Annotated in this window: 22 protein-coding genes; 4 read left to right on the forward strand and 18 right to left on the reverse strand. The window is 66.4% G+C overall.

Annotated features, from left to right (window positions below; all coding sequences use genetic code 11):
• The 13 genes from LXM94_RS08435 to sdhC all read right to left on the reverse strand — a co-directional run.
• Nucleotides 1-229, reverse strand: a 229-nt coding sequence (locus tag LXM94_RS08435) for an MAPEG family protein (RefSeq protein WP_408015604.1), incomplete at its 3' end; no start/stop codon positions are given.
• A 10-nt stretch (nucleotides 230-239) separates the two neighbouring features.
• Nucleotides 240-1466 carry a 2-oxoglutarate dehydrogenase complex dihydrolipoyllysine-residue succinyltransferase gene (gene odhB / locus LXM94_RS08440; RefSeq protein ID WP_235770732.1) on the reverse strand — a complete coding sequence of 409 codons (1227 nt, stop codon included), beginning with the start codon at nucleotides 1464-1466 and terminating at the stop codon, nucleotides 240-242.
• A 106-nt stretch (nucleotides 1467-1572) separates the two neighbouring features.
• A complete protein-coding gene (locus tag LXM94_RS08445) occupies nucleotides 1573-4569 on the reverse strand; it encodes a 2-oxoglutarate dehydrogenase E1 component (protein WP_235770733.1) in 2997 nt (998 codons plus the stop codon).
• A gap of 150 nt (nucleotides 4570-4719) precedes the next feature.
• The gene (gene sucD, locus LXM94_RS08450; protein WP_235770734.1) at nucleotides 4720-5622 is read right to left on the reverse strand and encodes a succinate--CoA ligase subunit alpha; all 903 of its coding nucleotides are present in this window, start codon (nucleotides 5620-5622) and stop codon (nucleotides 4720-4722) included.
• Nucleotides 5623-5627: 5 nt separating this feature from the next.
• Nucleotides 5628-6824, reverse strand: coding sequence for an ADP-forming succinate--CoA ligase subunit beta (sucC, locus tag LXM94_RS08455; RefSeq protein ID WP_235770736.1), 1197 nt, complete (start codon nucleotides 6822-6824; stop codon nucleotides 5628-5630).
• Nucleotides 6825-6852: 28 nt separating this feature from the next.
• Complete coding sequence (gene mdh / locus LXM94_RS08460) at nucleotides 6853-7815, reverse strand: malate dehydrogenase (RefSeq protein WP_235770738.1); 963 nt, start codon at nucleotides 7813-7815, stop codon at nucleotides 6853-6855.
• Between the two features lie 190 nt (nucleotides 7816-8005).
• Nucleotides 8006-9193 (reverse strand): cell division protein ZapE, encoded by a 1188-nt coding sequence (gene zapE, locus LXM94_RS08465; RefSeq protein WP_235770739.1) that lies wholly within the window; start codon nucleotides 9191-9193, stop codon nucleotides 8006-8008.
• Nucleotides 9194-9222: 29 nt separating this feature from the next.
• A complete protein-coding gene (locus LXM94_RS08470) occupies nucleotides 9223-9762 on the reverse strand; it encodes a protease inhibitor Inh/omp19 family protein (protein WP_235770740.1) in 540 nt (179 codons plus the stop codon).
• 118 nt (nucleotides 9763-9880) lie between these two features.
• Nucleotides 9881-10447, reverse strand: a complete 567-nt coding sequence (gene msrA, locus LXM94_RS08475) for a peptide-methionine (S)-S-oxide reductase MsrA (protein WP_408015607.1) — start codon at nucleotides 10445-10447, stop codon at nucleotides 9881-9883.
• A gap of 189 nt (nucleotides 10448-10636) precedes the next feature.
• Nucleotides 10637-11416, reverse strand: a complete 780-nt coding sequence (locus LXM94_RS08480) for a succinate dehydrogenase iron-sulfur subunit (protein WP_235770742.1) — start codon at nucleotides 11414-11416, stop codon at nucleotides 10637-10639.
• Nucleotides 11417-11434: 18 nt separating this feature from the next.
• Nucleotides 11435-13276, reverse strand: coding sequence for a succinate dehydrogenase flavoprotein subunit (sdhA, locus tag LXM94_RS08485; protein ID WP_235770743.1), 1842 nt, complete (start codon nucleotides 13274-13276; stop codon nucleotides 11435-11437).
• 5 nt (nucleotides 13277-13281) lie between these two features.
• Complete coding sequence (gene sdhD, locus LXM94_RS08490; RefSeq protein WP_235770744.1) at nucleotides 13282-13662, reverse strand: succinate dehydrogenase, hydrophobic membrane anchor protein; 381 nt, start codon at nucleotides 13660-13662, stop codon at nucleotides 13282-13284.
• A gap of 14 nt (nucleotides 13663-13676) precedes the next feature.
• On the reverse strand, nucleotides 13677-14069 hold the full coding sequence (gene sdhC / locus LXM94_RS08495; RefSeq protein ID WP_235770745.1) for a succinate dehydrogenase, cytochrome b556 subunit: 393 nt from the start codon (nucleotides 14067-14069) through the stop codon (nucleotides 13677-13679).
• 300 nt (nucleotides 14070-14369) lie between these two features.
• Between sdhC and LXM94_RS08500 the strand changes: the two genes are divergently transcribed.
• Nucleotides 14370-14864 (forward strand): hypothetical protein, encoded by a 495-nt coding sequence (locus tag LXM94_RS08500; protein ID WP_235770746.1) that lies wholly within the window; start codon nucleotides 14370-14372, stop codon nucleotides 14862-14864.
• A gap of 19 nt (nucleotides 14865-14883) precedes the next feature.
• On the opposite strand, the gene LXM94_RS08505 is transcribed toward LXM94_RS08500, so the two are convergent.
• The 5 genes from LXM94_RS08505 to tsaD are packed head-to-tail and all read right to left on the reverse strand — an operon-like array spanning nucleotide 14884 to nucleotide 18382.
• Nucleotides 14884-15531: a class I SAM-dependent methyltransferase gene (locus LXM94_RS08505; protein WP_235770747.1), complete on the reverse strand. Its 648-nt coding sequence runs from the start codon at nucleotides 15529-15531 to the stop codon at nucleotides 14884-14886.
• Nucleotides 15532-15536: 5 nt separating this feature from the next.
• Complete coding sequence (locus LXM94_RS08510; protein ID WP_235770749.1) at nucleotides 15537-15968, reverse strand: EVE domain-containing protein; 432 nt, start codon at nucleotides 15966-15968, stop codon at nucleotides 15537-15539.
• Nucleotides 15969-15973: 5 nt separating this feature from the next.
• The gene (locus LXM94_RS08515; RefSeq protein ID WP_235770751.1) at nucleotides 15974-16270 is read right to left on the reverse strand and encodes a YciI-like protein; all 297 of its coding nucleotides are present in this window, start codon (nucleotides 16268-16270) and stop codon (nucleotides 15974-15976) included.
• A 34-nt stretch (nucleotides 16271-16304) separates the two neighbouring features.
• Entirely contained in the window at nucleotides 16305-17291 is a 987-nt protein-coding gene (locus LXM94_RS08520; RefSeq protein ID WP_235770752.1) for an NAD(P)H-dependent glycerol-3-phosphate dehydrogenase, read from the reverse strand.
• A complete protein-coding gene (tsaD, locus tag LXM94_RS08525; RefSeq protein WP_235770753.1) occupies nucleotides 17288-18382 on the reverse strand; it encodes a tRNA (adenosine(37)-N6)-threonylcarbamoyltransferase complex transferase subunit TsaD in 1095 nt (364 codons plus the stop codon). Before tsaD ends, LXM94_RS08520 begins: the two co-directional genes overlap by 4 nt.
• Before the next feature lie 73 nt (nucleotides 18383-18455).
• Between tsaD and hemC the strand changes: the two genes are divergently transcribed.
• The 3 genes from hemC to LXM94_RS08540 form a co-directional block, all read left to right on the forward strand.
• Nucleotides 18456-19385, forward strand: coding sequence for a hydroxymethylbilane synthase (hemC, locus tag LXM94_RS08530; RefSeq protein ID WP_235770754.1), 930 nt, complete (start codon nucleotides 18456-18458; stop codon nucleotides 19383-19385).
• Nucleotides 19386-19387: 2 nt separating this feature from the next.
• Nucleotides 19388-20113 (forward strand): uroporphyrinogen-III synthase, encoded by a 726-nt coding sequence (locus LXM94_RS08535; RefSeq protein ID WP_235770801.1) that lies wholly within the window; start codon nucleotides 19388-19390, stop codon nucleotides 20111-20113.
• Nucleotides 20114-20219: 106 nt separating this feature from the next.
• The coding region (locus LXM94_RS08540) for a COG4223 family protein (RefSeq protein WP_235770755.1) at nucleotides 20220-21422 on the forward strand (1203 nt) is incomplete at its 3' end.

The following is a 21422-nucleotide window of genomic DNA, read 5'->3' on the forward strand; positions in this document are numbered from 1 at the left end:
GCCCGACAAAGGCCGGGTAGGTCTCGCGGAAGTTCGCGGATGCGCGCGCCGCCCGCCCGGCAAGCGTGCCGGACGGCTGCAGGTGCGCGTCCCGCGGGCTGGTGTTCCACGCCAGCCCCAGTTCCTGCACGGCGAGCATGCCCTGCAGCATGACATGGATGAGCAGCAGCGCCACGCTTCCCGCGAGAAGCGCGATGAAAGGCGACGATGCCAGTGCTGCCGCATCCATGATCGCTGCCTCAGAGGTCGAGAACGAGGCGTTCCGGATCTTCCAGGCTCTCCTTGACGCGCACGAGGAAGGTGACCGCTTCCTTGCCGTCGACCATGCGGTGGTCATAGGAGAGCGCCAGATACATCATCGGACGGATAACGATCTGGCCGCCGACGACCACCGGGCGCTCCTGGATCTTGTGCATGCCGAGGATGCCGGACTGCGGGGCGTTGAGGATCGGCGAGGACATCAGCGAGCCGTAGACGCCGCCGTTCGAGATGGTGAAGGTACCGCCCTGCATGTCGGCCATGGACAGCGCGCCGTCACGGGCGAGCTTGCCGAGGCGGCCGATGTCCTTCTCGATCTCGGCGATCGACATCTGGTCGGCATCGCGCACGACCGGGACGACAAGACCCTTGTCGGTGCCGACGGCAACGCCGATGTGGCAGTAGTTCTTGTAGATGATGTCCGTGCCGTCGATCTCGGCATTGACCGCCGGCAACTCCTTCAGCGCGTGGGTCACCGCCTTGGTGAAGAAGCCCATGAAGCCGAGTTTCACGCCGTGCTTCTTCTCGAAGAGGTCCTTGTAGCGGCCGCGCAGGTCCATGACGGCCGACATGTCCACCTCGTTGTAGGTGGTGAGCATGGCGGCGGTGTTCTGCGCGTCCTTGAGGCGCTTGGCGATCGTCTGGCGCAGCCGCGTCATCTTCACGCGCTCCTCGCGCGGCGCGTCCGCCTCCGACGACGGCACGCGCGCCGCGACCTTCACCGGCTCGGCGGAGGCGGCCGGCGTGGAGACGCCCCTGGCGACGGCGGCGATCACGTCGCCCTTCAGCACCTGGCCGCGCTTGCCCGACCCGTCCACCTGCTCGGCGGAGAGGTTGTTCTCGGCGAGCATCTTGGCGGCGGCCGGAGCGGCGGGCATGGCGGACGCGGGGGAAGCAGGCGCGGCGGCCGGAACCGCCGCTGCCGCCGGAGCGGGCTCCGCGGCTTTCTCTGCAGCCGCACCGGCGGAAACACCTTCCGCGATCTGGCCGAGCAGCGCACCGAGGCCGACGGTCTCGCCGTTCGCCGCGAGAATTTCGCTGAGCACGCCCGAGGCCGGCGCCGGCACTTCGACCGTGACCTTGTCGGTTTCGAGCTCCACGATCGGCTCGTCGGCCTTGACGGTGTCGCCGACCTTCTTGAACCAGGTGCCGACGGTCGCTTCGCTGACGGATTCGCCCAGAGTGGGGACGCGGATTTCGGTTGCCATGAGTGTGTTCCGTTCGTGATGTCTTAGTCGCGGTTGCTGGAGCAATCCCGGGGAAAGGTGCTGCGGCTTTCCATCCGGGATCGCGCGAAATCGGATGCCGGGCGGCTCAGCCGCCCAGCGCGTCTTCGAGGAAGGCGGCAAGCTGCGCCAGGTGTTTCGACATGAGTCCCGTTGCCGGCGAGGCGGCGGCCGGACGGCCGGTGTAGCGCACCCGCTGGTACTTGGCGTCGATATGGGCAAGCACCCACTCGAGATAGGGATCGATGAAGGCCCAGGCGCCCATGTTCTTCGGCTCTTCCTGGCACCAGACCATCTCGGCGTTGCGGAAGCGCGAGAGTTCGTTGATCAGCGCCTTGGCCGGGAACGGATAGAGCTGTTCCAGGCGCAGCAGGTAGACGTCGTCGATGCCGCGCTTCTCGCGCTCTTCGAGCAGGTCGTAATAGACCTTGCCCGTGCACATGACGACGCGGCGGATCTTGCCATCCTTCTGGAGCTTGATCGGCCCGTCCTTGATGACCTCGGCATCGTCCCAGAGCAGCCGGTGGAAGGAGCTTTCGCCGGCCATTTCCGAGAGCGACGAAACCGCCTTCTTGTGGCGCAGCAGGGACTTCGGCGTCATCATGATGAGCGGCTTGCGGAAGTCGCGCTTCACCTGGCGGCGCAGGATGTGGAAGTAGTTCGCCGGCGTGGTGACATTGGCGACCTGCATGTTGTCCTCGGCGCACATCTGCAGCCAGCGCTCGAGGCGGGCCGAGGAATGCTCCGGTCCTTGCCCCTCATAGCCGTGCGGCAGCAGGCAGACGAGGCCCGACATGCGCAGCCACTTGCGCTCGCCCGACGAGATGAACTGGTCGAAGATCACCTGCGCGCCGTTGGCGAAGTCGCCGAACTGGGCTTCCCAGAGCGTCAGCGCGTTCGGGCGCGCCAGCGAATAGCCGTATTCGAAGCCGAGCACCGCCTCTTCCGAGAGCATCGAGTTGATGACCTCGTAGCGGCCCTGCGTCGGCGAGAGATTGGCAAGCGGGATGTAGCGGTCTTCGGTCTCCTGGTCGTAGAGCACCGAATGGCGCTGCGAGAAGGTGCCCCGTTCGCAGTCCTGACCCGACAGGCGGATCTTGGTGCCTTCCGCACAGAGCGTGCCGAAGGCGAGCGCCTCGCCCATCGCCCAGTCGATGCCCTCGCCGGTCTCGATCATCTGCGCACGGTTGTCCATGAAGCGCTGGATGGTGCGATGCGCCTTGAAGCCTTCCGGAATGGTGGAGAGCTTGCGGCCGATCTCCTTCAACTGCTTCATCGGCACCGAGGTCTTGCCGCGGCGCTGTTCGTCCTGGTTGTCGGCCGTGCGCAGGCCGGACCATACGCCGTCGAGCCAGTCGGCCTTGTTCGGCCTGTAGGACTGGCCGGCCTCGAACTCCTGCTCGAGATTGGCGCGCCAGTCGGCTTTCATCTTCTCGAATTCGCCTTCGCTGATCAGGCCCTCCGCGATCAGGCGCTCGCCGTAGAGCTGCACGACCGGCTTGTGCGCGCGGATGACCTTGTACATCTTCGGCTGGGTGAAGGCCGGCTCGTCGCCTTCGTTATGGCCGAAGCGGCGGTAGCAGAACATGTCGATGACGACCGGCTTGTGGAAGGTCATCCGGAACTCGGTCGCGACCTTCGCGGCATAGACGACCGCCTCCGGATCGTCGCCGTTCACGTGGAAGATCGGCGCCTCGATCATCTTCGCCACATCCGACGGATAGGGCGAGGAGCGCGAGAAGGCCGGGTTCGTCGTGAAGCCGATCTGGTTGTTGATGATGAAATGCACGGTGCCGGCGACGCGATGGCCGCGCAGGCCGGACAGGCCGAGGATCTCGGCGACCACGCCCTGGCCGGCAAAGGCCGCGTCGCCATGCAGCAGGAGCGGCATGACCTTGGCGCGCTCGCGCAGCGGCACGATGTCGCCTTCCATGACGGTCGCGATCTGGTCCTGCTTGGCGCGTGCCTTGCCCATGACGACCGGGTTGACGATCTCGAGATGCGACGGGTTCGCCGTCAGCGACAGGTGCACCTTGTTGCCGTCGAACTCGCGGTCCGAGGAGGCGCCGAGGTGGTACTTCACGTCGCCCGAGCCTTCCACATCGTCCGGCGCATAGGACCCGCCCTTGAACTCGTGGAAGACGGCGCGATGCGGCTTCGCCATGACGTTGGTCAGCACGTTGAGGCGGCCGCGATGCGCCATGCCGAGCACGATCTCCTTGAGGCCCATCTGGCCGCCGCGCTTGACGATCTGCTCGAGCGCCGGAATGAGCGCCTCGCCGCCGTCGAGGCCGAAACGCTTGGTGCCCTTGTACTTGACGTCGATGAACTGCTCGAAGCCTTCCGACTCGATGAGCTTGTGCAGGATCGCTTTCTTGCCCTCGGGCGTGAATTCGATGCCCTTGTCCGGACCCTCGATGCGCTCCTGGATCCAGCCCTTTTCTTCCGGGTTGGAGATATGCATGAACTCGACGCCGATCGTCGAACAATAGGTGCGTTCAAGGATTTCGACCATCTCGCGGATCGTCGCGTATTCGAGGCCGAGCACGTTGTCGATGAAGATCTTGCGGTCGAGATCGGCATCGGTGAAGCCGTAGTTCGACGGCGAAAGCTCGTGATAGTCCTCGACCGGCGCGGCGATGCCGAGCGGGTCGAGCTTGGCATGCAGGTGGCCGCGGGCGCGGTAGGCGCGGATCATCATGATGGCGCGGACGGAATCGCGGGTCGCCTGGGTAACGTCCGCGACGCTGACCGGCTTGCCCGTCTCGACCGCAGCCGCCTCGGCCTTGGCCTTCACCTTCTTCTCGATCACCTGCTCGACGCTGCCCCAGTCTCCGTCGAGCGCCGAGACCAGCTCGCCGTTGGCGGCGATCGGCCAGTTGGGCTTCTTCCACGAAGCGCCCTTGGCGGCCTTCAGGATGTCGGAGGGCTGATCCTCCAGCGCCTTGAAGAAGGCCTGCCACTCCGCGCCGACCGAGCCGGGATTTTCCTCATACCGGGCGTAGAGCTGTTCGATATAGGCTGCATTGGCACCGTCCAGGAAGGACGTGACCAGAAATTGCTCGTTGGCGTCTTGCCGTGCCATGGTGTCATGCGGGCGCCGCGCCCGCCTCCCGTACGATTGTGTTGACCGGGCCGAGCCCGGTTTGCCGCCCTGCGCACACCTGACCGCGCGACCGCAGGGAAGAGACGGATCGGCCGGCGTCGACGCCGGCCGATCCCCGTCGATTGGGTCTCAGCCCTTCAGGACCTCGACCAGCGTCTTGCCGAGCCGTGCCGGCGACGGCGAAACGCGGATGCCCGCCGATTCCATCGCCGCGATCTTGTCCTCGGCGCCACCCTTGCCGCCGGAAATGACGGCACCGGCATGGCCCATCGTGCGGCCGGGAGGCGCGGTGCGGCCGGCGATGAAACCGACCATCGGCTTGCTCCGGCCGCGCTTGGCCTCGTCCTTGAGGAACTGCGCCGCGTCCTCCTCCGCCGAACCGCCGATCTCGCCGATCATGATGATCGACTTCGTCTCGTCGTCGGCGAGGAACATCTCGAGGATGTCGATGAATTCGGTGCCCTTGACCGGGTCGCCGCCGATGCCGACTGCCGTCGTCTGGCCGAGGCCTTCGTTCGACGTCTGGAACACCGCCTCGTAAGTAAGGGTTCCGGAGCGCGAAAGAACCCCGACCGAACCCTTCTTGAAGATATTGCCCGGCATGATGCCGATCTTGCATTCGTTCGGCGTCAGGACGCCCGGGCAGTTCGGGCCGATGAGGCGCGATTTTGACGCGTCGAGCTTCGCCTTCACCTTCACCATGTCGGCGACCGGAATGCCTTCCGTGATGCAGACGATGAGCGGGATTTCGGCTTCGATCGCTTCGATGATCGCGGCTGCGGCACCGGCCGGCGGCACGTAGATGACCGAGGCGTTCGCGCCGGTGGCGTCCCTGCCTTCGGCGACAGTCGCGAAGATCGGCAGGGTTTCGCCCTTGGCGCCGGTCCAGTTCGTGCCGCCCTTCGACGGGTGGATGCCGCCGACCATCTTGGTGCCGTGATAGGCGAGCGCCTGCTCGGTGTGGAAGGTGCCGGTCTTGCCGGTCAGGCCCTGGACGAGGACCTTGGTGTCTTTGTTGACGAGGATGGACATCGGTCTCAGGCTCCCTTCACCGCTGCGACGATCTTCTGGGCGGCATCGTCCAGGTCATCGGCAGAGATGACGTTGAGGCCCGATTCGTTGATGATCTTCTTGCCGAGTTCGACATTGGTGCCTTCGAGGCGCACGACGAGCGGCACCTGGAGGCCGACTTCCTTGACGGCTGCGATCACGCCTTCGGCGATGACGTCGCACTTCATGATGCCGCCGAAGATGTTGACGAGAATGCCCTTCACCGCCGGGTCTGCCGTGATGATCTTGAAGGCAGCCGTCACCTTCTCCTTGGATGCGCCGCCGCCGACGTCGAGGAAGTTGGCAGGCTCGGCCCCGTAGAGCTTGATGATGTCCATGGTCGCCATGGCGAGACCGGCGCCGTTGACCATGCAGCCGATGTTGCCATCGAGGGCGACATAGGCGAGGTCGTATTTGGAGGCCTCGATTTCCTTCTCGTCCTCCTCGGTCGTGTCGCGCAACGCGACGACGTCCTCGTGGCGGAACAGCGCGTTGCCGTCGAACGACATCTTCGCGTCGAGAACGCGCATGCGGCCGTTCTTCATGACGATCAGCGGGTTGACCTCGAGCAGGCTCATGTCCTTCTCGACGAAGGCCTTGTAGAGGATCGGGAAGAGCTTTTCCGCGTCCGCCTTGGCCTCGCCGTCGAGCTTCAGCGCAGCGGTCAGTTCCGCAAGGTTCGCGGCGGTGACGCCGGCTTCCGGATCGATCGCGACGTTGATGATCTTTTCCGGCGTGTCATGCGCGACGGTCTCGATGTCCATGCCGCCTTCGGTGGAAACCACGAAGGACACCTGGCCGACAGCGCGGTCGACGAGGATCGAGAGATAGAGTTCGCGGTCGATGTCGGCACCGTCCTCGATATAGAGGCGGTTCACCTGCTTGCCGGCCGGACCCGTCTGCTTGGTGACGAGCGTGTTGCCGAGCATTTCTCTGGCATAGGCCTTCGCTTCGTCGATCGAGAAGGCAAGACGCACGCCGCCCTTGGCTTCGGGCGGCAGTTCCTTGAACTTGCCCTTGCCGCGGCCACCGGCATGGATCTGGCTCTTGACCACGTAGAGCGGACCCGGGAGCTGCTTGGCGGCGGCCTCGGCTTCGTCGGCGGAGAAGATCGCCACGCCTTCCGCGACCGGCGCGCCGAAGCTCTTGAGCAGAGCTTTGGCCTGGTATTCATGAATGTTCATGGGAGAAATCCTGTCCTGATGCCGGGATTTATTTCAGCGCGGGCGCGATGTTGATGCAGGCTTCGCAAAGTCCGGCAACGGCGCCGACGGACTTCTCGAAGGCTTCCTGCTCCGGCTTGTTGAGGTCGATCTCGATGATGCGCTCGACGCCGCCGGCACCGATGACGGTCGGCACGCCGACATACATGTCCTTGACGCCGTACTGGCCCGACAGATGCGCCGCGCAGGGCAATACGCGCTTCTTGTCCTTGAGATAGGACTCGGCCATCTCGATGGCGGAGGCAGCCGGGGCGTAGTAGGCCGAGCCGGTCTTGAGCAGGCCGACGATCTCCGCGCCGCCGTCACGGGTGCGCTGGATGATCTCTTCGAGGCGCTCCTTCGTGCACCAGCCCATCTTGACGAGGTCGGTCAGCGGAATGCCGGCGACGGTCGAGTAGCGGGCGAGCGGCACCATCGTGTCGCCATGGCCGCCGAGAACGAAGGCGGTGACGTCCTGGACCGAAACCTTGAATTCTTCGGAGAGGAAAAGGCGGAAGCGGGACGAGTCGAGAACGCCGGCCATGCCGACCACCATGTTCTTCGGCAGGCCCGAGAACTTCTGCAGTGCCCAGACCATCGCGTCGAGCGGATTGGTGATGCAGATGACGAAGGCGTTCGGGGCATATTTCTTGATGCCGGCGCCGACCTGCTCCATCACCTTGAGGTTGATGCCGAGAAGATCGTCGCGGCTCATGCCCGGCTTGCGGGCGACGCCGGCCGTCACGATGCAGACATCGGCGCCTTCGATTGCCGCGTAGTCGCTCGCCCCGGTGAGCGAGGCGTTGAAGCCCTCGACCGGCGAGGACTGGGCGATGTCGAGGCCCTTGCCCTGCGGAATGCCGTCGGCAATGTCGAAAAGGACGATGTCGCCCAGTTCCTTCAGGCCGGCCAGATGCGCCAGCGTGCCACCGATCATTCCGGAACCAATAAGTGCGATCTTCTTGCGGGCCATAAAGTGCTTCCCTTTTCGCGGTCAAAATCCGAAGGCCGCGTCGCAAAAGCGCGACCTTTCGGCGCAAGGGCTTAGCCCTCATCGCTTGAAAATTCAACCTATTCTTTTGGATTGAGATATTTCAATCGGTTAGATCATAAATTTCTTACGTAAACGTAAGAAATTTTGTCACGCCGATGTCACGCCGATGTCATGCCGCGCGATGCCTGCGCTGAAAGTCGCTGAGGTAGTCCTGGCTCCGGATCTCGATGAGCCGCGACACGGTGCGGTCGAACTCGAAGCCTTCCGTACCCTTCCTCTGGACGAGAAGCATGTCCGGCGGAGCGGCCGCGGAGGCAAAGAGACGCGCGCCGTGGTCGTAGATCGTATCGACCAGGTTGATGAACCGCTTCGTCTCGTTGCGCTTGTCGGGTCCGAGCAACGGGACGTGCTCGAGGAAGATCGTGTCGTAGCGCGCGAGGATCGCCAGGTAGTCGGCAGCACCCAGCGGCTGCTCGCAGAGATCCCGGAACGAGAACCGCGCGACCCGTCCGGCGGCGAGCGGCACCGGAATGCGGCGCCCCTTCATCGCAATCTCGGCCGGGGCGGCCGCGGCGCCGCGCGTCTCATGCCGCCACGCGCTTTCCATCGCCATATCCGCGTCCGGTCCGAGCGGATGACGGAACACCGGCAGGCCCGCCTCCTTCTCCAGCCGGTAGTCGGTCGGTGAATCGAGCGGCAGGATCTCGACATGGCGCTTGAGGAGGTCGACGAAGGGCAGGAAGAGGCTGCGGTTCAGCCCGTCCCTGTAGAGGTTGCCGGGCTCGACATTGGATGTCGCCACAAGGATGCAGCCATGCGCGAAAAGCGCGCCGAACAGCCGCGACAGGATCATCGCGTCGGCAATGTCGGTCACCGAGAACTCGTCGAAGCAGAGAAGGCGCGCCTCCGCCAGCAGGTCGGCCGCCACCGGCGGCACAGGGTCGGCCTGCCGCGTCTCGCCGTTCTTCAGCTTCTGGCGGTGCTTGTGGATCCGCTCGTGCACATCGGCCATGAATTCGTGGAAATGCGCCCGACGCTTGCGCCGCAGCGGCGCCAGATCGAAGAACATGTCCATCAGCATGGTCTTGCCGCGCCCCACGCCGCCATGAATGTAGATCCCCTTCGGGGCCGACGCCGTCTCCGGCTTGCGCTTGGCAAACAGCCAGCCGAGCGCGCTGGACTTGCGGGCCGGTCTCTGGGCATGGAGTTCGACGAGCAGGCGATCGAACCGCAGGGCCATGGTCGCCTGGACGGGATCGGCATGCAGGTCGCTGGCCGCGACCAGCGCCGCCAGCTTCTCGGACACGCCGTGTTCGGGATGTGCGGAGACCTCGTCCCAGTCCTGGCCCTTGCTCATGGAAGCCCGATCACCCGCGCCGGCCGAGGTCAGCGCGAGAGACTGATCGGCTGTCCGGAATTCGTAGATCCGTCGAAGCGGGTATCCGCCGTCTTGTAGAGGCGGGCGATCGAATTGCCGTCGCGATCCTTGAGAACGACCTGCTTTCCGGCGACCTCCCAGGACCCCATGGCCGTCAGTTCGCCGGCGCAGCCGCGCGTGCCGCCGCGCGAGCCGCTGCCGAGGTTGGTCAGCGTCAGGAACATGTCGCAGGAGGACGGCCCGCTCGCCACCCGCCAATTGCCGACCATCGATTCCTTCGTGACATCGAGTGCGGTGACGGCAGCCGTATCCGTTGCCGCCCCGGTCGTCGTGCCCGGAACGACAGCGGCGCTGTCGACGGGCTTGTCCGGGAACTGCGACGCATCCGCCGTCGGGTCGGGAAGCTGGCTGGACTGCACCGTGCCGATCGGCTGGGCCTCAAGGGGTGTTGCTCTCGGCTGCGTGTCGAAGCTGCTCATCGACGTCCGCTGGCAGCCTGTCAGGGCGAGCACCAGCATCAAACCGCCCGCCGCATGAAGAACCCGCATGTCGGAACTCCCGTTTCTCCGCTCGGCACAATCGCAACGCGACGTGCTTCGTCGAATTACCGTGAATCGTTCGGCGAAATCAAGTCTTGGAGCGCGCTTTCCTCGGAGCGGCGATCGCTCAATGGTCGACGCCCGCATAGGCGCGGTCGCCCCACAGCGCCTCGACGGCATTGTCGCGCCCGCAGGCCGTCCGGTAGTAGAAATAGCGGATGGGATTCCGCCGGGCGAAGTTCTGATGATAATCCTCCGCCGGCCAGAACCGGGCGCTCCCCTCGATGGCGAGCGCAGTCGCCTTGCCGAGTTCGGCCTCGGCGCGCGCTTTCGCCGCCTCGGCTTCGGCCTTCTGGGCAGCATCGAGCGCATAGATCGCCGGCGAATAGGCAAAGCCGCGATCGCAGAACTGGCCGCCGCCGTCCGTCGGGTCTGTCGTGCGGAAAAGCACGTCGGCGAGCGCCGCGAACGTCACCTTGTCCGGATCGAAAGTGATCTGCACCACCTCCCGGTGGCCGTTCTTCGAATAGTCCTCGTAGGTCGGGTTTTCCGATGTGCCGCCGGCATAACCGGACACCGCGTCGAGCACGCCCGGTACCCGGTCGAAATCCGACTCGACGCACCAGAAGCAGCCGCCGGCAAAGAGCGCGGTCTGCGGCTCCGCGGCCGGGGCCACGCCCGGATGCAGCATCATGACCAGGCCAATCAGCGTGATTTCCACGAGATGACGCAACATGCGAACCTCCATCCTTGCCGCGCAGCTTACCCTTTCCGGCTGGGCCGGCAAATCAACTGCGTGCACGGCACCGTGAGACGGGCGTGCGCAACAAAAAGCCGCGCCCGGAACCCCGCGCGCGGCCGATTGATGCGATCCGCCGATCCGTCAGAGCCGGCGTTCGACCATCATCTTCTTGATCTCGCCGATCGCCTTGGCGGGATTGAGCCCCTTCGGGCAGGCCTGGGCGCAGTTCATGATCGTGTGGCAGCGATAGAGGCGAAAGGGATCCTCGAGATTGTCGAGGCGCTCGCCCTTGGCCTCGTCGCGGCTGTCGATCAGCCAGCGATAGGCCTGAAGCAGGACGGCCGGACCGAGATAGCGGTCGCCGTTCCACCAGTAGCTCGGACAGGAGGTCGAGCAGCAGGCGCACAGAATGCACTCGTAGAGGCCGTCGAGCTTCAGGCGGTCCTCATGGCTCTGCTTCCATTCCTTGGCCGGCGTCGGCGACACGGTCTTGAGCCAGGGCTCGATCGAGCGGTGCTGCGCGTAGAAGTTCGTAAGATCCGGCACCAAGTCCTTCACCACCGGCATATGCGGCAGCGGATAGACCTTCACCGTTCCCTTCACCTCGTCCATGCCCTTGGTGCAGGCGAGCGTGTTGGTGCCGTCGATGTTCATGGCGCAGGAACCGCAGATGCCCTCGCGACAGGAGCGGCGGAGCGTCAGCGTCGGGTCGATCTTGTTCTTGATGTAGAGCAGCGCGTCGAGCACCATCGGGCCGCAATCGTCGACGTCGATGTAGAACGTGTCGATCGACGGGTTCTTGCCGTCGTCCGGGTTCCAGCGGTAGATGCGCAACTCGCGGGTGTTCGTGGCACCCTCCGGCTTCGGCCAGACCTTGCCTTCGGTCATCTGCGAGTTTTTCGGGAGAGCGAGTTCAACCATGTCCTGTTCTCCTCGATATCAGTAGACGCGCGCCTTGGGCGCGATCTTCTTCGGATCGATCCCGTCGGCGATGAGGTCGGTATGGACCGGGCGATAGTCGAGCCTGACGTCGCCGACCTCGTTCACCCAGGCGAGCGTGTGCTTGCGCCAGTTGACGTCGTCGCGGCCGGCGAAGGGACCATCGACATAATCTTCGCGGGCGTGCGAGCCGCGGCTCTCCTTGCGGGCCTCGGCACCGTAGACCGTGGTGATGGCGTTGGCCATCAGGTTTTCCAGTTCCAGCGTCTCGACGAGATCGGAGTTCCAGATCATCGAGCGGTCGGTGACCTTGACGTCCGGCAGCTCCTTCCAGATCGCCGTCATGCGCCTGCAGCCGCTTTCGAGCGATTCCTGGGTGCGGAACACGGCGGCGTCTTCCTGCATGGTGCGCTGCATCTTGTCGCGCAGGATCGCCGTCGGCGTGCTGCCATTGGCGTTCCGCAGGCGGTCGAAACGATCCATGATCTTGTCGCAGGCGGCAACGTCCAGTGCCGGAATGGCGCCGGCGCGGTCGATCACCTGGCCGGCGCGGATCGCCGCGGCTCTGCCGAAGACCACGAGGTCGATCAGCGAGTTGGAGCCGAGACGGTTGGCGCCGTGCACCGAGGCGCACCCCGCTTCGCCGACCGCCATCAGGCCGGGCGCGATACGCTCCGGGTTCTCGCTGCTGGCATTCAGCACCTCGCCCCAGTAGTTCGTCGGCACGCCGCCCATGTTGTAGTGCACGGTCGGCAGGACCGGGATCGGCTCGCGCGTCACGTCGACGCCGGCGAAGATCTTGGCGCTCTCGGAGATGCCCGGCAGGCGCTCGTGCAGCACGGCGGGATCGAGATGGTCGAGATGCAGGAAGATATGGTCCTTGTTCCTGCCGACGCCGCGGCCGTCGCGGATTTCCATCGTCATGCAGCGCGAGACGACGTCGCGGGACGCGAGGTCCTTGGCCGAAGGCGCGTAACGCTCCATGAAGCGCTCGCCCTCGGAATTGACGAGATAGCCGCCCTCGCCGCGCGCGCCTTCGGTGATGAGGCAGCCCGCGCCGTAGATGCCGGTCGGGTGGAACTGGACGAATTCCATGTCCTGCAGCGGCAGACCGGCGCGCGCGATCATGCCGCCGCCGTCGCCCGTGCAGGTATGCGCAGAGGTCGCCGAGAAATAGGCGCGGCCATAGCCGCCGGTTGCCAGCACCACCATCTTCGCCGTGAAGCGGTGGATCGTGCCGTCGTCGAGGTTCCAGGCAACGACCCCGGTGCAGCGGCCGTCGGCCGACATGATGAGATCGATCGCGAAATATTCGATGAAGAACTCCGCATTGTTGCGGAGCGACTGGCCGTAGAGCGTGTGCAGGATCGCGTGGCCGGTGCGGTCGGCGGCCGCGCAGGTGCGCTGCACCGGCGGCCCCTCGCCGTAGTTCTGCATGTGGCCGCCGAACGGGCGCTGGTAGATCTTGCCTTCCTCGTTGCGCGAGAAGGGCACGCCGTAATGCTCCAGCTCATAGACCGCCTTCGGCGCTTCCATGGCGAGATACTGCATGGCGTCGACGTCGCCGAGCCAGTCGGATCCCTTGACGGTGTCGTAGAGGTGCCACTGCCAGCAGTCGGGTGTCATGTTCTGCAGCGAGGCGGCGATGCCGCCCTGTGCCGCGACGGTGTGCGAGCGGGTCGGGAAGACCTTGGTGATGCAGGCCGTCTTCAGCCCCTGTTCCGCCATGCCGAGGGTCGCCCGCAGCCCCGCGCCGCCGGCGCCGACGACGATGACGTCGAAGGCGTGGTCGACATACTCATAGGCCTTGCCGCTCTGGGACGGTGATGAAGTCGCTGCCATGTGGGTTATCCTGCGAACGCGATCTTCAGGACGGCGAAAAGACAGAGCCCGCCGATGAGAACCGCAAAGAACGTGTTGAGCATGAGAAGCGCGATCTTGGCGCCCTCGGCGTGGACATAGTCCTCGATGATGACCTGCATGCCGAGCTTCATGTGCACGAGCGCCGAGACGACGACGAGACCCATGAGGACCGCGACGATCGGGTTCGACAGCGCGGCCGTGACCTCGGCGAAGGGTGCACCGTTGTATACGACGAGAAACCCGACGAAAAAGATCATCAGCGGCACGTTGGCGACCGCCGTCAGGCGCTGGCGCCAGAAGTGCTCCGTGCCGTCCTTGGCCGAGCCGAGGCCGCGAACCTTGCCGAGAGGTGTGCGCATGTCCATGTCCGTCATCCCCCTCAGCGCGCCACGTAGCCGACGATCCAGATCAGGACCGTCAGCCCGACGGAGGCGATCGGCGTGGCGATCGCGAGCTTCGTCGAAAAGTGTTTCTCGTAGCCGTGGCCCGTATCCCACATGAAGTGGCGCAGGCCGCCGAGCATGTGATGCACCAGCGCCCAGGTATAGCCGAACAGGATGAGCCGGCCGATCAGCGTGCCGAAGAACCAGCTCACCCACTCGAAATAGGCCTCGCCGGAGGCCGCTGCGATCAGCCACCAGGCGACGAGCAGCGTGCCGAAGTAGAGCGCCCCGCCGGTGATGCGGTGGACGATCGACATGACCATGGTCGGGATGGGCTTGTAGATTTGCAGATGCGGCGAGAGCGGCCGACTTTTGGTGACATTCGTCATCTGTGCCTCACACCGGGGAAGCGCCATAAACTGGACCAATTTTCTCCGGAATTGCAGTATGTTGTGCGCAATGTGGTGATTGCGACGTTTAATCACCGGAACGCGGTACGACAAGCCTCATTGCGGTGCAAAATCAATTTAATCGATTATACGCCCGCCATCCGCATGCCGCATTTCCGACATGCTTTCGCCCGTTAACCATTGGCCGGAAAATCATAACCATTTCCGTGACTTTTACGCACTTCTACGCCACATTGATCCTTAAGGAAATGTTAAGCGTCATCCGGAGGGCAGCACGTCATGGCCCCGTATTCGAAGAGTCCCGCGACCAAAGTTCTTCTGGCGGCGCTCATGCTCGCCGTCGTGCCGTGGGCGGCAATGCCCGCGGTCGCCGGGGACCGCGGCGATGACAACCGCGCCGAAAGGGATCGCGACGGACGGAAGCCTTACTACCTGCGGCACCGCCGGCACGATCATGACGATCACCGCGCCCGGTTGCGCACCCCGAAGCTGCAGAATTTCGAGGGCAATGACGGCTTCATCAGCTCGCGTCTGCGCTATGAGGGCGACCGGGACCGCTCTGTCCGCCGGAACGGGGATTTCTACGGCGGCTCGCTTTCGGCCTACGAGACCGGCGACGGTGATCTCTATATCTACGACGACCGCGACGGCCGCTACGACGATCGCCGCCGGACGCGGGAGGTGTCGCGTGGCGGCACCAGGATCATCGGCATCACGCCGAACGGTTCGCGTGCCTGCTCGTGGGAAGGCGGCGTCTGCGTCATAAGACCCTGACGGTCGCACCGTCCGATCGTTAGCCGACGAAACGCCACACGGTCGTCTTCTTGATCTCGCTGTCTTCGAGCGCCCGCGTCACGGGAACCGCATGGACCGCGAGACTTTCCAGCCGGTCCGTCGGGCAATAGGCGCGGCCCGGATCGCCGACGAGAACCAGCGCGCCGCGGCGAGCAAGCGCCGCAAGCCAGGGGATCAGGCGTTCCGCAAAGGCCCTGTCGTAGAAGACATCGCCGGCCAGCACGACGTCCCAGCCCTCGTCAAGCCCGACGGCGTCATCGGAACGGACGGCAACCGTCACGGCGTTCAGGCCGGCATTCAACCCGATGGCCGTTTCCGCCCAGGGATCGATGTCCGAGGCAATCACCGTCCGGGCGCCCGCCATCGCCGCCGCGATGGCGACCATCCCCGAACCGCTCGCGAAATCGAGCACCCGCCGCCCGCGCACGGCATCGGGATGGTCCAGCACATAGCGCGCAAGCCCCTGGCCGCCCGCCCAGGCAAAGGCCCAGAAGGGCGGCGGCAGCCCGATCGCCTCCAGTTCCTCCTCCGTCTTCAGCCACAGGTCATGCGCCTCGGAGGCAAGCCTGAGCCGGATCTCCGGCACATGCGGCGGCGCGAGGATGTCGGTGTTGGCGAGGATGAAAACCCGGGGATCCGTCTTCACCGGCGTCAGGTCGGCGGGTTGTCGAGCCCGCCCATGCGGCAGACCTCCAGCCATTCCTCGACCGTCACCGGCTGTACCGAGAGCCGCATGGAGGTGACAAGCGACATGCCGGCGAGTTTCGGATTGGCCTTGATCTCCTTCAGCGAGACCGGCTTCGGCATGTCGCACACGGCGCGGATGTCGACGCAGTCCCAGCGCGGATCCTCTCCGGCGGTCGAATCCGGATGCGACAGCGCGCAAACTTCCGTGATGCCGACGATCTCCAGTCCGTCATTCGAATGGTAGAAGAAGCCCTTGTCGCCGATCTTCATGGCCCGCATGTTGTTGCGCGCGAGATAATTGCGCACGCCGGTCCATTCGGTGCCCGTCTCGCCGGCGTCCTTCTGCTGCTGCCAGGACCACGAGGCGGGTTCGGATTTGTAGAGCCAGTGCGCCATCGCCCTCAAGCCTCCGGATTGTTGAAGGTCCAGGTCCAGGCCTTCACCTCGATGCTCGCAAAGAGCCCGGCCTTGGCATAGGGGTCGGATTCGGCGATCGATCGCGCCTCCTCGATCGTCTCGGCCTTCACGACGACGAGGCTGCCGGTCGGCTTGCCGTCATCGCCGAGGAACGGCCCGGCAAAGGCGAGCTTGCCCGCCTCGTTGAGGCGCGTGAGATGGGCGACGTGCTCCGGCCGCGTATCGAGTCGGAGTTGCAACGCGCCCGGCTTGTCGGCGCAGACAAAGGCGTAAAGCGTCATGGTCTATCCTTCCATCCTGTGAAATTCTCGTCGGTCATTCCTGGGTGATCGGCCGCGACATCAGCGCGCCGATCGCCGCCGTCACGTCGATCCTGCCGTCGATGATCGCCGCGACCGCCTGCGTGATCGGCATGTCGATGTCGAGGCGCCGTGCGACCGACGCCGCGACTGACGCCGCGAGCGCGCCCTCCACGAGGTCGCCGGACCAGCCGGCGGCGGTGCCGTCCCGTCCGAGCGCGATGCCGAAGCGCAGGTTGCGCGACTGGTGGCTGGTGCCGGTCAGCACGAGGTCGCCAAGCCCCGAAAGACCCGTGACGGTCGCCGCCTCGCCGCCGTGGGCGGCAACGAAGCGCGACAGTTCCGCCAGCCCCCGCGCGATGAGCGCCGCGCGTGCCGAATCGCCAAGTCCCGCTCCCTCGACGAAGCCGCAGGCGATCGCCAGCACGTTCTTCAGCGCCCCCCCGAGCTGCACGCCGATCCGGTCACCCGACGGATAGAGGCGGAAGCTCGGCCCGGAAAGCGCCGTCGCGATGACGGAGGCCTCCTCGACCGAGGGCGAGGCGAGCACCATGGCCGTCGGCAGGCCGCGCGCAATGTCGGCGGCAAAGCCGGGGCCGGAGAGAACCGAAATGCGCCGCCGCGGCAGGGTCTCCTCGAGCGCGTCGGTCAGGAGCCGGCCGCTCGCCTTCTCCATGCCCTTGGCGCAGATCACGACGGAGGCGTCCTCCGCAAGATGCGGTGCAAGTGCCTGAGCCGCCGCGCGCTGCGCCTGCGACGGCATGGCGAAGAGCACGATGCCGGCCCCCTCGAGCACTGCAGGATCGGTGGATACCTTGAGATCGGCGGAAAGGTCGATGCCCGGCAGCACACTGTCGTTGCGGCGCGTATTCGCGATTTCCGAAACCGTCTCGGCGCGGCGGGCGAGCAGCGTCACGTCGGCACCCTTTGCCGCGATCACGCTTGCCAGTGCCGTGCCGAAGGCTCCCGCCCCGACCACCACGATCTTCGGTGCGGTGCTCATGCCTTGGCACCCCGCTTGCCGGAGCCGACAAGGGCGGCCGCCTGCCGGTCGAGCGGCCAGCGCGAGCGCGGCGCGACGGCGAGCGGATCCGGGTCGAAGCCGCCCGCCATGCGCTCCAGCCCGGCCCAGGCGATCATCGCGGCATTGTCGGTGCACAGCGCCAGCGGCGGCGCGACGAAGCGAAAGCCGTTTGCGTCGCACAGCTCCTGCAGCATCCGGCGCAGCACCTGGTTGGCGGCAACGCCGCCGGCAACGACGAGGGCCGGATCGGCGACAAGCCGATGGCTCTCCCGGAACCGCTTGAGGCCACGGCCGATCCGGTCCTTCAGCGTCCGGGCGACGGCCTTCTGGAACGAGGCACAGATATCGGCGACATCCCGGTCGGTCAGCGGCTCGATCGCCTGGGCCGCCTGGCGCACCGCGGTCTTGAGACCCGAGAAGGAGAAGTCGAGCCGCGCCGCGCCGACGAGCGGCCGCGGAAAATCGAACCGGTCCGGATCGCCGCCTGCCGCCGCCCGCTCGACGGCCGGACCGCCCGGATAGGGCAAGCCCAGCAGCTTCGCCGTCTTGTCGAAGGCCTCGCCGAGCGCATCGTCGATGGTGGTGCCCCAGCGCTCGTAGTCGTCGACGCCGCGCACCAGCACGAGCTGCGTATGTCCGCCCGAGACGAGCAGCATCAGATAGGGAAAGGCAAGCCCGTCCGTCAGCCGCGCCGTGAGCGCATGGCCTTCGAGATGGTTGACCGCATAGAGCGGCTTGCCGATCGCGCGGGCGATCGCCTTGCCGGTCATCAGGCCGACGATCAGCCCGCCGATCAGCCCCGGCCCGCTCGTCGCGGCGACGCCGTCCACGTCCCTGAGCGCCACGCCGGCGCGCAGCAGCGCTTCGGCAATGAGGCTGTCCAGCGCTTCCACATGGGCGCGCGCCGCGATCTCCGGCACGACGCCGCCATAGGCGCTGTGCTCCTCGAGCTGGCTCAGCACGACGTCGCCGAGGATGCGGCCGCGGCCGGCGGCATCGCGCGCGACGACCGCCGCGGCGGTCTCGTCGCAGCTCGTTTCGATGCCGAGAATGATGGTTTCAGGCGACATGGGGCACGGTGGTCAATTGCGGCGAGGAGCAAAGCCGTTTACGAGAACTCCCGGTAACAACGGACAGGGGCGGATGCAAACAAAACCTTTCAGGATCGGCACGCGGGGGAGCCCGCTCGCGCTGGCCCAGGCCCACGAGACGCGAGCCCGCCTGATGGCCGCGCACGGTCAGCCGGAGGATATGTTCGAGATCGTCGTCCTGTCGACGAAGGGTGACCGCATCACCGACCGCTCGCTGGCGCTGGTCGGCGGCAAGGGCCTGTTCACCGAGGAGATCGAGGCGCAGCTTTCCTCCGGCGAACTCGATTTCGCCGTGCATTCCTCGAAGGACATGCCGACCAGGCTGCCGGAAGGCCTGCATCTCTCCGCCTTTCTGCCGCGCGAGGACGTGCGGGATGCGTTCATCGGTCGCACCGCGCCGAGGCTCGCCGAGCTGCCGCATGGCGCGGTCGTCGGCTCGTCTTCGCTTCGCCGCCAGGCGCTGATCCGGCGGCTGCGGCCGGACCTCGAGGTCGTGATCTTCCGCGGCCAGGTCGAGACGCGGCTGCGCAAGCTGGAGGAGGGACAGGCGGATGCCACGCTGCTCGCCTTCGCCGGCCTGAAACGGCTCGGCATGGACGCGGTGCCGACCGAGCTCCTCGATCCCGAGGCCTTCCCGCCCGCCCCCGCCCAGGGCGCGATCTGTATCGAGAGCCGCATCGGCGACCGGCGCATGGACGATCTGCTCGCCGCCGTCGACCACGCGCCGACCCGGCACGCGGTCTCCTGCGAACGCGGCTTCCTCGCCACGCTCGACGGCTCCTGCCGCACGCCGATCGCCGGTTATGCGGTCATCGACGGCGAGCGCATCCGCTTCCGCGGCATGATCCTGACACCCGACGGCGCGCACCATCACGACATCGAGACGGAAGGCCGCATCGCCGAAGCCGCAGCGCTCGGCGCGCAGGCCGGTTTGGCGATTCGCCGGAAGGCCGGCACGCAGTTCTTCGAGACCTGGTCGTGAGCATGCGCGTCCTCGTGCTCCGTCCGCACGAATCGGCCGAGCGGTCGGCGCGGCGGCTGGCCGAGCTCGGTCACGAGCCGGTGCTGCTGCCGCTCTTCGAGCCCCTGCACGACAGCGCGGCGATCCGCGCGGCGCTCGCCGAACGCTATTCGGCCATCGCCGTCACCAGCGCCGAGGCGGTGCGGGCGTTGTCCTCGCTCGGCACGGCGCTCGACCGCCACCTGCTCGCGACCGTCTTTGCCGTCGGCAAGGCGACCGCGAAGGCGGCGACCGACGCCGGCTTCCGCACGGTGCTGACGCCCGAGGGAAACGGCCGCGACCTCGCGGACCTGATCATCCAGCGCAGCGAGGCCTACGGCCGGCCCAACGACCCGATCCTCTATATCGCCGGCGATCCCCGCGCCACGGGCTTCGAAACACGCCTCGAACAGGCCGGGCTGCCGCTTCGACTGGTGGAAGGCTACCGCATGGAGGCGACGAAGCCGCGCCGGTCCGAGATCGAGCCCCTCCTCGTCAGCCGTCCGCCGGACGCCGTGCTCCTCTATTCCCGGGAGTCGGCAGCCGAATTCTTCGCCCTGCCGGCCGTCGCCGACAATCTCGACCGCTTCGCCCGCACATTGTTCCTCTGCCTGAGCGCCAATGTGGCAGCCGCCGTGCCTGAGGCCTTTGCCCGCTCCGTCGTCGTATCGACGCGGCCGGACGAAGCGAGCCTGCTCGACCTGCTCTGAGGCGGGCGGTGCGGCGCGCGACGCAGCAATTTGCACCTGGGGGCTTTTCCTCCTCCCGCTCCCTGTCTACGTTGGGTGCGATGCACAGGAATGCGAGGAGGCCGCCATGGACCCCGAGAAGCCGTCACGCCGGAAGAAGCCGGACGAAGCGCCGGTAACGATCGACCTCGAGGCAAATCCGACCTCGGCCAGCAACGAGGCCGTCGTCGAACCGGCGGCCGGCGAAATCGCCGGCACCGAGGCCGTGGAGACCGACACGCAGACCGTCGACGCCGCTGATCCGTCCGGCACGGGCGGGGAGACGGGCGCAGCGGAGGAACCTTCCGGAGCCGAAACGCCCGCCGAGCCGCCGCCGGAGACGGCCGATGCCGGCCGTGCGGACAGCACGCCGGAAGCTGCCGGACCGGTCCACCCGGCCGCCGAACGACGGGGCGGCAATGCCGGCGCGTTCGCCGCCGCCATTCTCGGCGGGCTGATCGCGCTTGCCGGCGCCGGTGCCCTGCAATACGGCGGCTACCTGCCCGTCCCCGGCCCGGATCGCGGCGAGGGCGATGGCGTCGCGGCGCTTTCCGCGGAGATCGAGGCCCTGAAGGTGCGGCTGGACGAATCCGCCTCCGGCGCAGCCGCGCCCGTCGACCTCGCCCCGATCACGTCGCGGCTGAGTTCGCTCGAGCAGAGGGTCGCCGCGGCATCGCAGTCGGCGGGCGGCGCGGAGGCCGGCGAAGCCTTCTCGGCGCTGGAAAACACGATTTCGACGCTCTCTGCCGACGTCGCGGCGCTCCGTGCGGAGGTCGAGAAGGCATCCGCACGTGTCGGCGCCGCGGAGACCCGCCTCGGCGAACGGCTGGCGGCGGCGGAAGAAAAGCTCGAGGAACCGCGCAGCGACGTTGCCATGGCGCGCGCGGTGGCGGCATCCGCCCTCAAGACGGCGATCGATCGCGGCGGCCCCTATCTCGCCGAACTGGACGCCTTCGCGAGCGTCGCGCCGGACGATCCGTCGATCGAGGGCCTGCGGGCCGATGCGGCGACGGGCGTGCCGTCCCGGGCCGACCTCGTGCGCGCCTTCGACGACGTGGCGAACGGCATCCTGGAGGCCGTCCACCAGCCGGAGGGAGACCAGGGCATCGTCAGCCGCCTGATGTCGAGCGCCGCCTCCGCCATCCGCGTCCGTCCCGTCGGCAGCGTCGAGGGCGACAGCCCCGAGGCGATCGTGGCGCGCATCGAGAACAAGCTGCAGAACGGCGACTTCAAGGGTGCCCAGATCGAGTGGGACACCCTGCCGGAGGTCGGCCGCAGTGCCGCGGCCGAC

Origin of the sequence: Rhizobium alarense (genome assembly GCF_021555155.1) — a bacterium.
Classification (GTDB): Bacteria; Pseudomonadota; Alphaproteobacteria; order Rhizobiales; family Rhizobiaceae; genus Rhizobium_D; species Rhizobium_D alarense.

Coding starts and splice junctions, on each gene's coding strand:
- msrA (WP_408015607.1), bottom strand. CDS start 10,447: ATGATGCTGCATCCGGGCGTGGCCCCGGCCGCGGAGCCGCAGACCGCG.
- tsaD (WP_235770753.1), bottom strand. CDS start 18,382: ATGTCGCCTGAAACCATCATTCTCGGCATCGAAACGAGCTGCGACGAG.
- LXM94_RS08470 (WP_235770740.1), bottom strand. CDS start 9,762: ATGCGGGTTCTTCATGCGGCGGGCGGTTTGATGCTGGTGCTCGCCCTG.
- zapE (WP_235770739.1), bottom strand. CDS start 9,193: ATGAGCAAGGGCCAGGACTGGGACGAGGTCTCCGCACATCCCGAACAC.
- LXM94_RS08500 (WP_235770746.1), top strand. CDS start 14,370: ATGGCCCCGTATTCGAAGAGTCCCGCGACCAAAGTTCTTCTGGCGGCG.
- LXM94_RS08480 (WP_235770742.1), bottom strand. CDS start 11,416: ATGGTTGAACTCGCTCTCCCGAAAAACTCGCAGATGACCGAAGGCAAG.
- hemC (WP_235770754.1), top strand. CDS start 18,456: ATGCAAACAAAACCTTTCAGGATCGGCACGCGGGGGAGCCCGCTCGCG.
- LXM94_RS08510 (WP_235770749.1), bottom strand. CDS start 15,968: ATGGCGCACTGGCTCTACAAATCCGAACCCGCCTCGTGGTCCTGGCAG.
- sucD (WP_235770734.1), bottom strand. CDS start 5,622: ATGTCCATCCTCGTCAACAAAGACACCAAGGTCCTCGTCCAGGGCCTG.
- LXM94_RS08535 (WP_235770801.1), top strand. CDS start 19,388: ATGCGCGTCCTCGTGCTCCGTCCGCACGAATCGGCCGAGCGGTCGGCG.
- LXM94_RS08515 (WP_235770751.1), bottom strand. CDS start 16,270: ATGACGCTTTACGCCTTTGTCTGCGCCGACAAGCCGGGCGCGTTGCAA.
- odhB (WP_235770732.1), bottom strand. CDS start 1,466: ATGGCAACCGAAATCCGCGTCCCCACTCTGGGCGAATCCGTCAGCGAA.
- LXM94_RS08520 (WP_235770752.1), bottom strand. CDS start 17,291: ATGAGCACCGCACCGAAGATCGTGGTGGTCGGGGCGGGAGCCTTCGGC.
- sdhC (WP_235770745.1), bottom strand. CDS start 14,069: ATGACGAATGTCACCAAAAGTCGGCCGCTCTCGCCGCATCTGCAAATC.
- sdhD (WP_235770744.1), bottom strand. CDS start 13,662: ATGGACATGCGCACACCTCTCGGCAAGGTTCGCGGCCTCGGCTCGGCC.
- LXM94_RS08445 (WP_235770733.1), bottom strand. CDS start 4,569: ATGGCACGGCAAGACGCCAACGAGCAATTTCTGGTCACGTCCTTCCTG.
- sdhA (WP_235770743.1), bottom strand. CDS start 13,276: ATGGCAGCGACTTCATCACCGTCCCAGAGCGGCAAGGCCTATGAGTAT.
- mdh (WP_235770738.1), bottom strand. CDS start 7,815: ATGGCCCGCAAGAAGATCGCACTTATTGGTTCCGGAATGATCGGTGGC.
- sucC (WP_235770736.1), bottom strand. CDS start 6,824: ATGAACATTCATGAATACCAGGCCAAAGCTCTGCTCAAGAGCTTCGGC.